This window comes from Burkholderia sp. Ac-20379 (genome assembly GCF_017104645.1).
Classification (GTDB): domain Bacteria; phylum Pseudomonadota; class Gammaproteobacteria; order Burkholderiales; family Burkholderiaceae; genus Burkholderia.
Map to the genome: position 1 here is coordinate 1 of NZ_JAAGPF010000034.1, position 13,799 is coordinate 13,799.

15 protein-coding genes are annotated in these 13,799 nt (G+C 66.2%); 13 read left to right on the forward strand and 2 right to left on the reverse strand.

Annotated elements, in window-relative coordinates; translation table 11 throughout:
* From G3N92_RS07110 to G3N92_RS07150, 9 genes are all read left to right on the forward strand, one after another.
* Window positions 1–713: DNA polymerase III subunit gamma/tau C-terminal domain-containing protein (locus tag G3N92_RS07110; protein WP_277396142.1), on the forward strand; the 713-nt coding region annotated here is incomplete at its 5' end.
* Window positions 714–799: 86 nt separating this feature from the next.
* Window positions 800–1,126: a YbaB/EbfC family nucleoid-associated protein gene (locus G3N92_RS07115; protein WP_206126755.1), complete on the forward strand. Its 327-nt coding sequence runs from the start codon at window positions 800–802 to the stop codon at window positions 1,124–1,126.
* Between the two features lie 28 nt (window positions 1,127–1,154).
* Complete coding sequence (recR, locus tag G3N92_RS07120) at window positions 1,155–1,751, forward strand: recombination mediator RecR (protein WP_206126756.1); 597 nt, start codon at window positions 1,155–1,157, stop codon at window positions 1,749–1,751.
* A 48-nt stretch (window positions 1,752–1,799) separates the two neighbouring features.
* Window positions 1,800–3,005 (forward strand): CaiB/BaiF CoA-transferase family protein, encoded by a 1,206-nt coding sequence (locus G3N92_RS07125; protein WP_206126757.1) that lies wholly within the window; start codon window positions 1,800–1,802, stop codon window positions 3,003–3,005.
* 95 nt (window positions 3,006–3,100) lie between these two features.
* Window positions 3,101–3,862: a 5'/3'-nucleotidase SurE gene (gene surE / locus G3N92_RS07130; RefSeq protein ID WP_206126758.1), complete on the forward strand. Its 762-nt coding sequence runs from the start codon at window positions 3,101–3,103 to the stop codon at window positions 3,860–3,862.
* The gene (locus G3N92_RS07135; RefSeq protein ID WP_206126759.1) at window positions 3,859–4,758 is read left to right on the forward strand and encodes a protein-L-isoaspartate(D-aspartate) O-methyltransferase; all 900 of its coding nucleotides are present in this window, start codon (window positions 3,859–3,861) and stop codon (window positions 4,756–4,758) included. The genes surE and G3N92_RS07135 overlap by 4 nt, the downstream gene beginning before the upstream one ends.
* A gap of 5 nt (window positions 4,759–4,763) precedes the next feature.
* A complete protein-coding gene (locus tag G3N92_RS07140; protein WP_206126786.1) occupies window positions 4,764–5,675 on the forward strand; it encodes a peptidoglycan DD-metalloendopeptidase family protein in 912 nt (303 codons plus the stop codon).
* A gap of 11 nt (window positions 5,676–5,686) precedes the next feature.
* A complete protein-coding gene (rpoS, locus tag G3N92_RS07145; protein ID WP_206126760.1) occupies window positions 5,687–6,778 on the forward strand; it encodes an RNA polymerase sigma factor RpoS in 1,092 nt (363 codons plus the stop codon).
* A 7-nt stretch (window positions 6,779–6,785) separates the two neighbouring features.
* Window positions 6,786–7,565: a 3'-5' exonuclease gene (locus tag G3N92_RS07150; RefSeq protein WP_206126761.1), complete on the forward strand. Its 780-nt coding sequence runs from the start codon at window positions 6,786–6,788 to the stop codon at window positions 7,563–7,565.
* A gap of 28 nt (window positions 7,566–7,593) precedes the next feature.
* On the opposite strand, the gene G3N92_RS07155 is transcribed toward G3N92_RS07150, so the two are convergent.
* Window positions 7,594–8,454, reverse strand: coding sequence for an endonuclease/exonuclease/phosphatase family protein (locus G3N92_RS07155; protein ID WP_206126762.1), 861 nt, complete (start codon window positions 8,452–8,454; stop codon window positions 7,594–7,596).
* 73 nt (window positions 8,455–8,527) lie between these two features.
* On the opposite strand from G3N92_RS07155, the gene rlmD reads away from it, so the two are divergent.
* A complete protein-coding gene (gene rlmD, locus G3N92_RS07160) occupies window positions 8,528–9,922 on the forward strand; it encodes a 23S rRNA (uracil(1939)-C(5))-methyltransferase RlmD (protein WP_206126763.1) in 1,395 nt (464 codons plus the stop codon).
* Between the two features lie 69 nt (window positions 9,923–9,991).
* Here the strand turns inward: rlmD and G3N92_RS07165 are convergent, their stop codons facing one another.
* Window positions 9,992–10,690 (reverse strand): Bax inhibitor-1/YccA family protein, encoded by a 699-nt coding sequence (locus tag G3N92_RS07165; RefSeq protein ID WP_206126764.1) that lies wholly within the window; start codon window positions 10,688–10,690, stop codon window positions 9,992–9,994.
* Window positions 10,691–10,962: 272 nt separating this feature from the next.
* On the opposite strand from G3N92_RS07165, the gene ndk reads away from it, so the two are divergent.
* The 3 genes from ndk (at window position 10,963) to G3N92_RS07180 (ending at window position 13,710) form a co-directional block, all read left to right on the forward strand.
* Window positions 10,963–11,388, forward strand: a complete 426-nt coding sequence (gene ndk / locus G3N92_RS07170) for a nucleoside-diphosphate kinase (protein ID WP_206126765.1) — start codon at window positions 10,963–10,965, stop codon at window positions 11,386–11,388.
* Between the two features lie 40 nt (window positions 11,389–11,428).
* Complete coding sequence (gene rlmN, locus G3N92_RS07175) at window positions 11,429–12,565, forward strand: 23S rRNA (adenine(2503)-C(2))-methyltransferase RlmN (protein ID WP_206126766.1); 1,137 nt, start codon at window positions 11,429–11,431, stop codon at window positions 12,563–12,565.
* A gap of 131 nt (window positions 12,566–12,696) precedes the next feature.
* The gene (locus tag G3N92_RS07180) at window positions 12,697–13,710 is read left to right on the forward strand and encodes a helix-turn-helix domain-containing protein (RefSeq protein WP_206126767.1); all 1,014 of its coding nucleotides are present in this window, start codon (window positions 12,697–12,699) and stop codon (window positions 13,708–13,710) included.
* The last annotated feature ends 89 nt before the right edge of the window (window positions 13,711–13,799 follow it).

The following is a 13,799-nucleotide window of genomic DNA, read 5'->3' on the forward strand; positions in this document are numbered from 1 at the left end:
CGAAGCCCGCCGCGCCGCGCGTGAACGTGCCGGCGCCGCGTCCGCGTGCCGAACCGCCGGTTCACGCCGTGTCCGCCGATCCGTCCGCGCCGCCGCCGTGGGACGACATGCCGCCCGACGACTACATGCCGATGGCGATGTCGGCCGACGAGCATTTCGGGCCGCCGCCTGACGACGGCTATTTCCCCGTATTCGATAGCGGCCCCGACGACGTGCGCGTCGCGCCGCCGCAGCCGGCGCCCGCGCCGGTCGATGTTCGCCCGCTGCCGCCCGCGATCTCGCTCGACGCGATCGGCTACGACGGCGAATGGCCGCAACTGGCCGCGAGCCTGCCGCTCAAGGGCGTGGCCTACCAGCTCGCGTTCAACAGCGAATTGACGGCGATCGACGGCGGCACGCTGAAGCTGTCGGTGCCGGTGCCGCAATACGCCGACGCGGCCCAGGTCGCGAAGCTCAAGACCGCGCTGGCCGAGGCGCTCGGCAAGCCTGTCGATGTCGCGGTCGACGTCGGCCCGGCACGCCGTACGGCCGCCGCGCTCGACGCCCGCGAGCGCGCGGCGCGCCAGCGCGACGCCGAGCAGGACATCGGCGCCGATCCGTTCGTCCAGCAACTGATCCGCGATTTCGGTGCGCGGATCGTCGAGGGTTCGATCCGCCCCGTGGCGGCCGATCACAACACCGGTTCGGCCGGCGGCGCACCGACGCTGCACTGAGCGCGGCACGCCCCCGTCCCATTCCCTAATCCCGGAACCGGCGCTAAGATCGCGCCGGTCTCACACGAACACCAAGGAGCACGTCCATGATGAAAGGCCAACTCGCCGGGCTGATGAAGCAGGCTCAGCAAATGCAGGAAAACATGAAGAAGATGCAGGAGCAGCTCGCCCTCATCGAAGTCGAAGGCCAGTCGGGCGCCGGGCTCGTCAAGGTCACGATGACCTGCAAGAACGAAGTGCGCCGCGTGGCGATCGACCCGAGCCTGCTCGCGGACGACAAGGACATGCTCGAAGACCTCGTGGCCGCGGCGTTCAACGATGCCGTGCGCAAGGCCGAAGCCACCTCGCAGGAAAAGATGGGCGGCATGACCTCGGGCCTGCCGTTGCCGCCGGGCTTCAAGCTGCCGTTCTAAAGCAGTTCCTCTCGCACACCGGTATCGCATGAAACAGCCGTCCGCCCTGTCCGCCCTTGTCGAAGCACTGCGCGTGCTGCCCGGCGTCGGGCCGAAATCCGCGCAACGGATGGCCTACCACCTGATGCAGCACGATCGGGACGGCGCCGAGAAGCTCGGGCGGTCGCTGCTGTTCGCGACCGAGCACCTGCAGCACTGCGAGAAGTGCAACACGTTCACCGAGGCGCGCATCTGCGAAGTCTGCAGCGATACCGAGCGCGATCCGAGCCTGCTGTGCGTCGTCGAAACGCCGGCCGACCAGATCATGCTCGAGCAGACGCTGACTTATCGCGGCCTCTATTTCGTGCTGATGGGACGGCTGAGCCCGCTCGACGGCATCGGTCCGAAGGAAATCCATTTCGACCGGCTCGTGAAGCGCGCATCGGATGGCGTCGTCAAGGAAGTCGTGCTCGCGACCAACTTCACGAACGAGGGCGAGGCCACCGCCCATTACCTCGGGCAAACCTTGAAGGCGCGCGGCCTGTCCGTCACGCGGCTCGCGCGCGGCGTGCCGGTGGGCGGCGAACTCGAATACGTCGACGCGGGCACCATCGCCCGCGCGATGCTCGACCGCCGCACCCTGTAACGCGGCGCCGGCCATCCGGCCGCGCGCCGTTCCGGAGAATCCACACAGATGAGCGCAACGCCAGGCCCGCTCGCGGGCGTCAAGGTGCTCGAATTCGGCACGCTGATCGCGGGGCCGTTCGCGGCACGCCTGTTCGCCGAATTCGGCGCGGAAGTGATCAAGATCGAGGATCCGAACGGCGGCGACCCGCTGCGCAAATGGCGCAAGCTCTACCCGGAGGCGGGCGGCACGTCGCTCTGGTGGGCCGTGCAGGCGCGCAACAAGAAGTCGGTCACGCTCAATCTCAAGACGGACGAGGGGCGGCGGATCGCGCAGCAGCTTGCTGCCGAGGCCGATATCGTCGTCGAGAATTTCCGCCCGGGCCTGCTCGAAAAGCTCGGCCTCGGCTACGACGTGCTCTCGGCGAACAACCCGGGCCTCGTCATGGTGCGGCTGTCCGGCTATGGGCAGACCGGCCCGTATCGCGATCGTCCCGGCTTCGGCGCGATCGCCGAATCGATGGGCGGCCTGCGCCATATCACCGGCTATCCCGAGTTGCCGCCGCCGCGCATCGGCATTTCGATCGGCGATTCGATCGCGGCGCTGCATGGCGTGATCGGCGCGATGATGGCGCTGCATCACCGCAACATGAACGGCGGCAAGGGGCAGGTGGTCGATGTCGCGCTCTACGAGGCCGTGTTCAACATGATGGAAAGCGTGGTGCCCGAGTACGGCGTCTACGGCATGGTGCGCGAGCGCACCGGCGCGTCGTTGCCGGGCATCGTGCCGTCCAACACCTACGCCTGCGTCGACGGCAGCATCGTGATCGGCGGCAACAGCGATCCGATCTTCAAGCGCCTCATGAAGGCGATCGAGCGTGCCGATCTGGCCGACGATCCGGCGCTCGCGCACAACGACGGCCGCGTGCCGCGCACGCGCGAGATCGACGACGCGATCGCCGCGTGGCTCGCGCCGCGCACCATCGACGCGGCGCTCGAGGTGCTCAATGCCGCCGATGTGCCGGCCGGCCGCATCTACAGCGCGGCCGACATGTTCGTCGATCCGCAATTCGTCGCGCGCCAGATGATCCAGCGTTTCCGCCTGCCGGATGGCCAGGAGATTCCGCTGCCGTCGGTCACGCCGAAACTGTCGGATACGCCGGGCGATACGCGCTGGCTCGGGCCGGCGCTCGGCGAGCATACCGACGCCGTGCTCGGCGAACTCGGCTACGACGCCGCGGCGATCGCGGCGCTGCGCGAAAAACACGTGATCTGACGCCGCGCGGCGGCGCGCCGGCAATCGTCCGGGATTGGCTGGAAGGGGGCCGGACTGTCGTTCGCGCGCCATGTTTCCTCGGTTACAATCGCCGGATGCGAATCCTACTCAGCAACGACGACGGTTATCTGGCGCCCGGCCTGGCCGCGCTCTACGAAGCGCTGCGTCCGTTCGCCGACGTGACCGTGATGGCGCCGGAGCAGAACTGCAGCGGGGCATCGAATTCTCTGACGCTGTCGCGGCCGCTGTCGCTGCATCGCTCGGCCACCACCGGGTTTCATTACGTGAACGGCACGCCGACCGATTCCGTTCACCTCGCCCTGACGGGCATGCTCGACGGCCGGCCCGATCTCGTCGTGTCGGGCATCAACAACGGTCAGAACATGGGCGACGACACGCTCTATTCGGGCACCGTCGCCGCGGCCACCGAAGGCATCATGTTCGGCGTCCCGGCCATTGCGTTCTCGCTGGTCGACAGGGATTGGGTGGAGCTCGAATCGGCCGCGCGCGTGGCCGCCGACATCGTCCGGCATTTCGTCGAGACGCCGATGCCGGGCCAGCCTTTTCTGAACGTCAATATCCCAAATTTACCGTACGACCAGATCAAGGGCTGGCAGGCCACGCGGCTCGGCAAGCGTCACCCGTCGCAGCCGGTGATCCGCCAGAGCAACCCGCGCGGCGAGCCGATCTACTGGATCGGCTCGACGGGCGCCGCGCTCGACGCGAGCGAGGGCACCGATTTCCACGCCACGGCGAACGGCTACGTGTCGATCACGCCGTTGCAGCTCGATCTCACCGACATGCAGAAACTGGCGGCGACGCGCGATTGGGCGCGTTCGCGGAGCGACGTCGCATGAGCGGCGAGCGCGCCAAGCGGTTTCCGCTTGCGCTCGAGGATCTGAAGCGGGCGCCGCGCAAGGCGCCGGCCCGCGCGAACGAGCGATCGCATCCTGCGTCTCCGGCCCGCCCAACGCTCGGCGCGTCGGTGGCCGGTTCGCCGGCGCGGCCGGCCGGCCTGACCCGTGCGGCGCTGCAGGGCAATACCGCGTCGGCCGCGGTCGCGAAGGGCGCGGCCCATGCGGGAAAACCCGCTGTGGCCGGCGCATTGGCGCTGACCTCGGAACGGGTTCGCGAGCGCATGGTCGAACGCCTGCGTGCGAACGGCATCACCGATACGCGCGTGCTGGCCGCCATGGCCGCCGTGCCGCGCCATCTGTTCGTCGATCCCGGCCTGGCCGCACAGGCATACGAAGACGCGGCTTTGCCGATCGGCCATCAGCAAACGATTTCGAAGCCGTCCGTGGTGTCGCGCATGATCGAGCTGGCGCTCGCGGGCCGTTCGCCCGAGCGCGTGCTCGAGATCGGCACCGGCTGCGGTTATCAGGCTGCGGTGTTGAGTCATCTCGCGCGCGACGTCTATTCGATCGAGCGTGTGAAACCCCTGTTCGAACGCGCGAAACGCAACCTCCGGCCGTTGCGCGTGCCGAACATCCGGCTGCACTACGGCGACGGCCGCCTCGGTTTGCCCGCGGCCGCGCCGTTCGACGCGATCGTGATCGCGGCGGCCGGGCTGGACGTTCCGCAAGCGCTGCTCGAGCAACTGACCGTGGGCGGCCGGCTGGTCGCGCCGGTCGGCGCGCAGAGCGGCGATTCGCAAGTGCTGACGCTCGTCGAGCGCGTCGGGCCGACGCAATGGCGAGAGTCGCGACTTGATCGCGTTTTCTTTGTCCCTTTAAAATCCGGAGTGATTTGACACTGATGATTACGTTGCGCGCGATGCAAAACAAACAATCGACTATTCCGCTGACATCCGGCCAGCGAATCGGCCAGCGCGCCATCTGTGCAGCCGCACTCCTGCTCGTTGCCGCCTGCGCATCGCGCATGGATCCGGCGCCCGTGGTGGATCGCTCCGGCGCACTCGGCACGTCGCCCTCGGCGCCGTTGGCCGCCACGCAGCCCGCCGTGCCGCTCGGCCCGCCGCCGCCCGGCTATTACCGCGTGAAGCCGGGCGACACGCTGTATCGCATTGCACTCGAAAACGGCCAGAATTACCGCGACATCGCTTCGTGGAACAACCTGTCGAACCCGAATCAGATCGAAGTCGATCAACTGCTGCGCGTCGCGCCGCCGAACGGCGCGGTCGCCATGCCGCCGCCGGGCGCGTCGAACGCCCCGGTGCCGCCGCTGTCGAGCGGCCCGGCGATGCCGCCGATCTACGGCGCGAACGGCGCGCCGGCCGGCAATGCCGTGCCGCCGGCCGGTGCGACGCCGGCGCCGAGCGCGTCGCCGAGCGCCAGTTCCGGTGCGGTGTCGTTCGCGTGGCCGGTGCACGGCCCGATCCTCAATCAGTTCGACGATTCGAAGAACAAAGGCCTCAATATCGGCGGCACAGCCGGCACGCCCGTCAAGGCCGCAGCGGACGGCCGCGTGGTTTACGCCGGTAACGGGCTGCGCGGCTACGGCAACCTCATTATCATCAAGCACGATCCGACCTATCTCACGGCGTATGCACACAACCGCGCTTTGATGGTAAAAGAGGGGGATTCCGTCACGAAAGGCCAGAAGATCGCCGAGATGGGCAACAGCGATTCCGACCGCGTGATGTTGCATTTCGAGGTTCGCCGTCAAGGCAAACCTGTTGATCCGCTGAAGTATCTGCCGCCTCAATAGACGAGACGATCATGCCGAAATCGAAGCGCCACCAGCCGCAAGCCGAGCCTGAGAAGATCAGTCGTGCCACGCAAGCATCGGTGGGACGGGCTGGCGCTTCGAAGCAGGACGATGACGATGCCGCCGAGTCGGAACGCGATTACGAAGCGCGCGAAGCCGATTCGGACGACAGCGACGGCGAGCGCGAATCGCGCGGCGGCGAGAGCGCGCCCGAGCCCGACGATTTCCGCGCGGTCATGCAGGCGGAGCTCACCGCCGACACCATCCAGCATTACCTGAACCGCATCAGCGTCAAGCCGCTGCTGACCGTCGAGGAAGAGCAGCATTACTCGCGCCGGGCCAAGGCCGGCGAGTTCGAGGCGCGGCAGGTCATGATCGAGCGCAATCTGCGGCTCGTGGTCAGCATCGCGAAGGGCTATCTGAATCGCGGCGTGCCGCTGCTCGATCTGATCGAGGAAGGCAATCTCGGCCTGATGCATGCGATCGAGAAATTCGATCCTACGCGCGGCTTCCGTTTTTCGACCTATGCCACCTGGTGGATCCGGCAAAGCATCGAGCGCGCCATCATGAACCAGGCGCGCACCGTGCGGCTGCCGGTGCATGTGATCCGCGAACTGAACCAGGTGCTGCGCGCCAAGCGCCACCTCGAAAAGAATTCGATGTCGACGGGCGAGGCGGCCGAGCGCCGCGAGGCCAGCATCGACGACATCGCCTACCTGACGGGCAAGACGGCCGAGGAAGTGACCGACATCCTCGCGCTGAACGAGCACACCGCGTCGCTCGACGCGCCGCTCGACATGGATCCGGCCAGCAGCCTGCTGGATCTGCTGCCCGACGACCAGGGCCAATCTCCCGACGCCGAAGTGCAGCACCGCGAGCTTGAAACGCTGACGCGCGCGTGGCTGTCGCGGCTGTCCGACAAGCACCGCCACGTGATCGAACGGCGTTTCGGCCTCAACAACATCGAACCGGCCACGCTCGAGGAGCTGGCCGACGAGATGGGGCTGACCCGCGAGCGCGTGCGGCAGATCCAGCAGGAAGCGCTGGTGCGCCTGAAGCGGTTTTTTGCCTCCAATGGCGTTCGCAAGGACGCGGTCCTGTAATTCATAGATGACACCGATTCTGGTTTTTGACATCGAGACGATTCCCGATGTCGACGGCATTCGCCGTCTCGAAGATCTCCCGGCCGACCTCAGCGACGAGGAAGTGGCCGAACATGCGTTCGAAGCGCGCCGCGAAAAAACGGGCGGCGATTTCCTGCCGCATCACCTGCAACGCGTCGCCGCGATTTCGTGCGTGTTTCGCGACAAGAGCGGTTTTCGCGTGCGCTCGCTGGGCACTGCCCAGGACGGTGAAGCCGCGCTGATCCAGTCGTTCTACCGGACGATCGAGAAATACACGCCGCAGCTCGTGTCGTGGAACGGCGGCGGCTTCGATCTGCCCGTGCTCCATTACCGGGCGCTGGTGCATGGCATCGCCGCGCCGCGCTACTGGGATCTGGGCGAGGACGATCGCGAGTTCAAGTGGAACAACTATCTGTCGCGCTACCACACGCGCCACACCGATCTGATGGATCTGCTCGCGCTCTATCAGCCGCGCGCGGCCGCGCCGCTCGATGCGCTGGCCAAGCTGTGCGGCTTTCCCGGCAAGCTCGGGATGGACGGCAGCCAGGTGTGGGAGGCGTTCCGCGCGGGCGAGATCGAGGCGATCCGCAGCTATTGCGAAACCGACGTCGTGAACACCTATCTGCTCTATTGCCGCTTCCAGTTGATGCGCGGTGGCCTGGCGCCAGCCGAATACGCGGAGGAAGTGCAGCTCGTGAAGGACGCGCTCGTGGCCGAACCGGCGCCGCATTGGGCCGAGTACCTGGCGGCGTTCCCGAAGGCCTGATCGCGCGCCGGCGCCGGCCGCGTCGCATTCACTCGCGCAGTTCGAGCAGGATCGGCTGATGATCGGAGGCGCGCGTCGCGCCGTCGATGTCGCAGCGCACGACGCGATCGCGCAATGTCTCCGTGACGAACACGAAATCGCAGGTCATCGCGCCTTCCCGCCATTGCACCGTGTCGTATACGCCGGCGGTGGGCGGTGGCGTTTCGCCCGGATGCCGGTGCACCCAGGCGTCCACGAAGGCGGGGGCGCCGTCGATCGGGGCGAGCATGCGCCGGTAGGCGTCGTCGCGATACGCGCTGTTGAAATCCCCGCAGATCACGGCGTCGAACGCGCGCGCCGACGCCGCAAACGGGCTGTCGCGCTTTTCTGTCGGCGTGGGGCGGCGCGCATGTTCGGCCGCCTCGCGATGGGTTTCGCGCAATGCATCGACCTGCGCAAGCCGTTGCGCCGCCGAGTAAAACTCCAGATGCGTGGTGACGATCCGCAGCGGTGTTCCGCTCGCGGTGCCCAGGTTGACCTCGAGCGCCACGCGCGGCATCGACGGCGCGCTGTCGTCGGCCGGCCACGGCAGCGTGTGCCGTATCACCCTGCCGATCGGCAGCCGCGTCGCGATCGCGTTGCCGAATTGACGCCGCGGCGCACCGGCCGCCGCGGGCGGCAGATCGACGGCGATCGCCTCGACGACTGCGAACCCCGGCAACAGGGCAGCCAGTTCGGCGAACTGGTCCGGCCCGGGCCCGCCGGGCAGGGCGCCGAAGCCTCGCGTCAGCTCCTGCAGGCAGAGCACGTCGAAATCGGCCATCGCGCGGGCCTCGGCAATGGTGCGACCCAGATCGACCGCGCCGCTGGCGTCCCGGCCCCATTGCACGTTCCAGTTGATCAGTTGCATGTCGAATCTCCAATGACGGACGGCCATTCGTCTACAATCTCGCCTTCCCACAAACGAATGTCAGGAAAAGCTGGTGTCTGAAGCCGCCCCCACTCCCGCGCGCAAATCCCGCAACGCGCCCGTCGTGCATGTCAGCGCGCCCATCGAGATCGAATCGCTCGACCACGAGGCGCGCGGCGTCGGGCGTCTCGTGAACGAGGACGGCGAACCCGGCAAGGTGATCTTCGTCGAGGGCGCGTTGCCCGGCGAACGGGTCACGTATTCGAGCTATCGCCGCAAGCCCAGCTACGAGCAGGCCACCGTGGTCGATATTCTGCGTCCCAGCGTGTTGCGCGTGGAGCCGAAATGCGCATTCTTCGGCACCTGCGGCGGCTGTTCGATGCAGCATCTCGACGTGCGCGCGCAGGTCGCGATCAAGCAACGCGTGCTCGAGGATAATCTCTGGCACCTGGCCAAGCTGCGCTCCGAAACGATGTTCTCGCCGATTCACGGGCCGGCCTGGGGCTATCGCTACCGCGCCCGCCTGACCGTGCGCAACGTTCCGAAGAAGGGCGGCGTGCTGGTCGGCTTCCACGAGAAGAAGAGCAGCTACGTGGCCGACATGACGAGCTGCGAAGTGCTGCCGCCGCATGTCTCCGCCATGCTCGTGCCGCTGCGCGAACTGGTGGCGGGCCTGTCGATCAACGACCGCATGCCGCAGATCGAGCTGGCGGTCGGGTCGAGCGTTACGGCACTCGTGCTGCGCGTGCTGGAGCCGATCAATTCGGACGACGAAGCCTTGCTGCGCGCGTTCGCCGATGCGCACGACGTGCAGTTCTGGCTGCAGCCGAAGGGGCCGGATTCGGTGTTCCCGTTTTATCCGCTCGACAAGTCGCTCGACTACACGCTGCCGGAATTCAATATCCGGATGCCGTTCAAGCCGACCGATTTCACGCAGGTCAACCATCAGATCAATCGCGTGCTGGTCGGCCGGGCGCTGCGCCTGCTCGCACCGCAGCGCGGCGATCGCGTGCTCGACCTGTTCTGCGGCATCGGCAATTTCACGCTGCCGCTGGCGCGCCTGTCGCGCGAGGTGGTGGGGATCGAAGGCAGCGAGGCGCTGACCACGCGTGCGCTGGCCAACGCGAAGGAAAACGGCGTGGACGACCACACCTCGTTCGCCTGCCGCAACCTGTTCGAAGTGACGGCGGATGATATTCGTGCGCTGGGCGCGTTCGACAAGTTCCTGATCGACCCGCCGCGCGAGGGCGCACTGGCGGTGTCGAAGGCGCTGGCCGACATCGCGCAGAGCGGCGAAGGCCCGCTGCCGAAGCGGATCGTCTATGTATCGTGCAACCCGTCCACGCTGGCGCGCGACGCCGGGCTGCTGGTGCACGAGGCAGGTTACCGGATGCGCGGGGCGGGCGTGGTCAACATGTTCCCGAACACGTCGCACGTCGAATCGATCGCGGTGTTCGAGCGCGATTGACCGGCACGTTTCGAGCAGGCATGAAAAAACCGGCCCGAGGGCCGGTTTTTCGTGGGGTGTGTCGTACGATCAGTTGCGATTGCCGCCGAAGATGCCGAGCAGTGCAAGCAGGTTCGTGAACACGTTGTACAGGTCGAGATAGATCGCGAGCGTCGCCGTGATGTAGTTCGTCTCGCCGCCGTTCACGACGCGCTGGACGTCGAACAGCATGTAGGCCGAGAAGATCACGATCGCCAGCACCGACACCGTCAGCATCAGCGCCGGCAGATGCAGGAACACGTTGGCGACCGATGCCAGCAGCAGCACGATCACGCCGACGAACAGCCACTTGCCGAGGCCCGAGAAATCGCGCTTGCTGACCGTGGCCACGGTGGCCATCGCGGCGAAGATCACGCCAGTGCCACCGAACGCGAGCATGATCAGCGACGGGCCGTTCGAGAAGCCGAGGATGAAGCTGAGCAGGCGCGACAGCATCAGGCCCATGAAGAACGTGAAGCCGAGCAGCACGAAGACGCCCGCGCTGCTGTTCTTGGTGCGCTCGATCGCGAATATGAAGCCGAACGCGATCGCGAAGAAGGCGAGCAGGCTCATCACCGGGCTGGTGGCCGCGAACAGCGAGAAACCGGTCGCGACCCCGACCCACGCGCCGAGGACGGTCGGGATCATCGAGAGCGCGAGCAGCCAATACGTGTTGCGCAGCACGCGGTTGCGGGTTTCGGCCGACGCCAGCGAGCCGCCGCGACCGAAGTTGTACGGATAGTCGTTCATGGTTTCTCCTAACATGGAACGTGACAGCGATCGGGACCCGGATGCATCGCGATGCGCTGCAGCAATCCGGACGCCGCACTGCATAAGATCGGTTCGCCGGCCCAAGGTTTCAAGGGCCACCGAATGCCTGACACAAGCGCGGCGCGCAGGTGTCAGCATACCCGCTTTTCGACCTTACGATCGTGTAAGGGTTCAATCGCAATGATACACGGGAACGTGTTACAATAGCGGATTCATTTGAATTCGTAACTTCTTAATTTTTTGGAGTTTTTATGGCAATCGAGCGCACCCTGTCGATCATCAAGCCGGATGCAGTGGCAAAGAACGTGATCGGTCAGATCTACAGCCGTTTTGAAGGCGCAGGCCTGAAGGTCGTCGCGGCACGTCTGGCACAACTCTCGCGCGCTGAAGCCGAACAGTTCTACGCCGTGCACGCAGCACGTCCGTTCTTCAAGGACCTGGTCGATTTCATGATCTCGGGCCCGGTGATGATCCAGGTGCTGGAAGGCGAAGGCGCCATCCTGAAGAACCGTGACCTGATGGGCGCCACGGATCCGAAGAAGGCAGACGCCGGCACGATCCGCGCCGATTTCGCCGACAGCATCGACGCGAACGCCGTGCACGGCTCGGACGCCGCCGAAACGGCCGCCGTCGAAATCGCGTTCTTCTTTGCAGGCCTGAACGTCTACTCGCGCTAAGCGGGTAACGAATCCAGCGCTTGCAGCAAGGCAGGGCATCATGACGACCGAATCTTCCGTCAATCTTCTCGACTTCGACGCCGAGGGGCTTGTCGCATATTGCGGCAGCCTCGGCGAGAAGCCGTTCCGGGCCAAGCAGTTGCAGCGCTGGATTCATCAATACAATGCCGCCGATTTCGACGGCATGACCGATCTCGCCAAATCGTTGCGCGAGAAGCTGAAGGGTCGCGCGACGATCGGCATGCCCGAGATCGCCAGCGATCATGTCTCGTCGGACGGCACGCGCAAGTGGCTGATCGACGTGGGCAACGGCAACGCGGTCGAAACCGTGTTCATCCCCGAAGAAACGCGCGGCACGCTGTGCGTCTCGTCGCAGGCCGGGTGTGCGGTCAATTGCCGGTTCTGTTCGACCGGAAAACAAGGTTTTTCGCGCAATCTGTCGACGGCGGAAATCGTCGGCCAGTTGCGCATGGCGGAATTCGCGTTGCGCGAATCGCTTGGGCGTGCGCCCGGGCCGAACGGCAAGGCCGATCGCGTCGTCACGAACGTCGTGATGATGGGAATGGGCGAGCCGCTGCTCAATTACAGCGCGGTGGTGCCCGCGATGCGGCTGATGCTCGACGACAACGCCTACGGGCTGTCGCGGCGACGTGTCACGTTGTCCACCTCGGGCGTGGTGCCCATGATGGATCGTCTCGGCGCGGAATTGCCGGTGGCGCTCGCGGTGTCGCTGCACGCGCCGAACGATGCGCTGCGCGACGAGTTGGTGCCGCTCAACAAGAAATATCCGTTGCGCGAGCTGATGGCTGCGTGTCAGCGCTATCTGAAGGTCGCGCCGCGGGATTTCATCACGTTCGAATATTGCATGCTCGACGGCGTCAACGACACCGACGCGCATGCGCGCGAGCTGCTCGCCGTAACGCGCGACGTGCCGTGCAAATTCAATCTGATCCCCTTCAATCCGTTCCCGGAATCCGGGCTGCTGCGCTCGAAAAACGAGCGAATCAAGCAGTTCTCGCAGATTCTGCTCGAAGCTGGCGTGGTCACGACCGTGCGCAAGACGCGCGGCGACGATATCGACGCCGCCTGCGGGCAACTCGCTGGCGCAGTGAAGGACCGCACGCGCCTGGCGGAACGGACGGGAGCGGGGAAGGTCATCGAAGTCCGGGCTGTCTGACGGGGAGGTCCGGGCAACGCGAAAGCGATCCGGGGCAGGCCAGGCCTGCCTCTGTTTAACGGTTGTGCTTCGGCGCCGGCGATGGCTTGGCGTGGTTGTGCAAGTGAAGAAGAATCGACGCGAGGATTAGGATGAGCGAACCGCAACCGCCAAGAGGCGCAGACACGAACGCCGAGTACAAACCGGCATCGGCGGGGTTGGAGTCGTTGGCGGCGGTCGGAGCGCGCCTCGCGCAGCTTCGTGAAGCGAAGGGTTGGTCGGTCGCGGATGTCTCGTCGCGCTTGAAGGTTGCCGCGCCGAAGTTGCGCGCCCTCGAAGCCGGGGATATCAGCCAGATGCCGGGTGCGACGTTCGCGGCCGGTGTGGTGCGCAGCTACGCAAAGATGCTCGGTGTCGATCCGGAGCCGTTCGCACAAGCGTTGCGCCGTGAGAAAGGCGTGCCGGAAGTCGATCTGTCGATGCCGGCGTCGGCCGGGACGGGTTTGCCGCGCGGTCGGGTGTCGATTCCGCTGGGTGCGTCCACGCGCAGCCGTTCATGGCTTTGGGCCGTGCTGGCCGTGATTGTGGCGGTGGTTGCCGTGGCCATGTGGCATTCGAGCGGCGATTCGGCGAATTGGCTTTCGCGTTTCAAGTCCAATGCCGGTGTCGGCACGTCCGCTACGTCGGATACGCAGCAGGCGTCCTCGGTGGTTGCTCCGGCCGCGGCGGCGTCCGATTCGTCGGCGATCGCGGTGGGCGGCTCGGCTGTCGCGGGCGTGATGGCGTCGGGTGCGACGGAAAGTGCGCCGGCTGCCAGCGACGCGGCGGCATCGGTGGCGCCGGCTGTCGCGCCGGCACAACCGGCTGCTCCGGTCACGGCATCGGCTGCCGACGGCGCCAGCGTCGTGGCGGCCGCCGGCCAGTCGACGATCGGCATCACGGTCAAGCAGGATTGCTGGGTCAGCGTGCGCGACAAGAGCGGCAAGGAAATCGTGTCGGGGCTGGCGAAGGCCGGCGAGACGCGTCAAGGCGCGGGCGAAGCACCGCTGCGCGTCACCATCGGCAACCGCGCCGGCCTCGACGCGGTGACGTTCGACGGAAAAACCGTCGATCCGGCAAAATACTCGGCGGGTCGGGGCAATGTCGCGCGATTCGCGCTGCCCTGACGGCAAGCGTCGTGGCTGACCGGGCACGACGCTTTTTCAATTCGTGCGCCGCCCAACGGGTGGCGCTTCCGGCGTAAATGGATCCAACG

Bases quoted from the DNA above. Each gene is read 5' to 3' on its own strand.
- G3N92_RS07180 (WP_206126767.1), top strand. From the start codon at position 12,697: ATGAGCGAACCGCAACCGCCAAGAGGCGCAGACACGAACGCCGAGTAC.
- ndk (WP_206126765.1), top strand. From the start codon at position 10,963: ATGGCAATCGAGCGCACCCTGTCGATCATCAAGCCGGATGCAGTGGCA.
- G3N92_RS07165 (WP_206126764.1), bottom strand. From the start codon at position 10,690: ATGAACGACTATCCGTACAACTTCGGTCGCGGCGGCTCGCTGGCGTCG.
- rpoS (WP_206126760.1), top strand. From the start codon at position 5,687: ATGCCGAAATCGAAGCGCCACCAGCCGCAAGCCGAGCCTGAGAAGATC.
- surE (WP_206126758.1), top strand. From the start codon at position 3,101: ATGCGAATCCTACTCAGCAACGACGACGGTTATCTGGCGCCCGGCCTG.
- G3N92_RS07155 (WP_206126762.1), bottom strand. From the start codon at position 8,454: ATGCAACTGATCAACTGGAACGTGCAATGGGGCCGGGACGCCAGCGGC.
- G3N92_RS07115 (WP_206126755.1), top strand. From the start codon at position 800: ATGATGAAAGGCCAACTCGCCGGGCTGATGAAGCAGGCTCAGCAAATG.
- G3N92_RS07135 (WP_206126759.1), top strand. From the start codon at position 3,859: ATGAGCGGCGAGCGCGCCAAGCGGTTTCCGCTTGCGCTCGAGGATCTG.
- G3N92_RS07140 (WP_206126786.1), top strand. From the start codon at position 4,764: ATGATTACGTTGCGCGCGATGCAAAACAAACAATCGACTATTCCGCTG.
- rlmN (WP_206126766.1), top strand. From the start codon at position 11,429: ATGACGACCGAATCTTCCGTCAATCTTCTCGACTTCGACGCCGAGGGG.
- G3N92_RS07125 (WP_206126757.1), top strand. From the start codon at position 1,800: ATGAGCGCAACGCCAGGCCCGCTCGCGGGCGTCAAGGTGCTCGAATTC.
- G3N92_RS07150 (WP_206126761.1), top strand. From the start codon at position 6,786: ATGACACCGATTCTGGTTTTTGACATCGAGACGATTCCCGATGTCGAC.
- recR (WP_206126756.1), top strand. From the start codon at position 1,155: ATGAAACAGCCGTCCGCCCTGTCCGCCCTTGTCGAAGCACTGCGCGTG.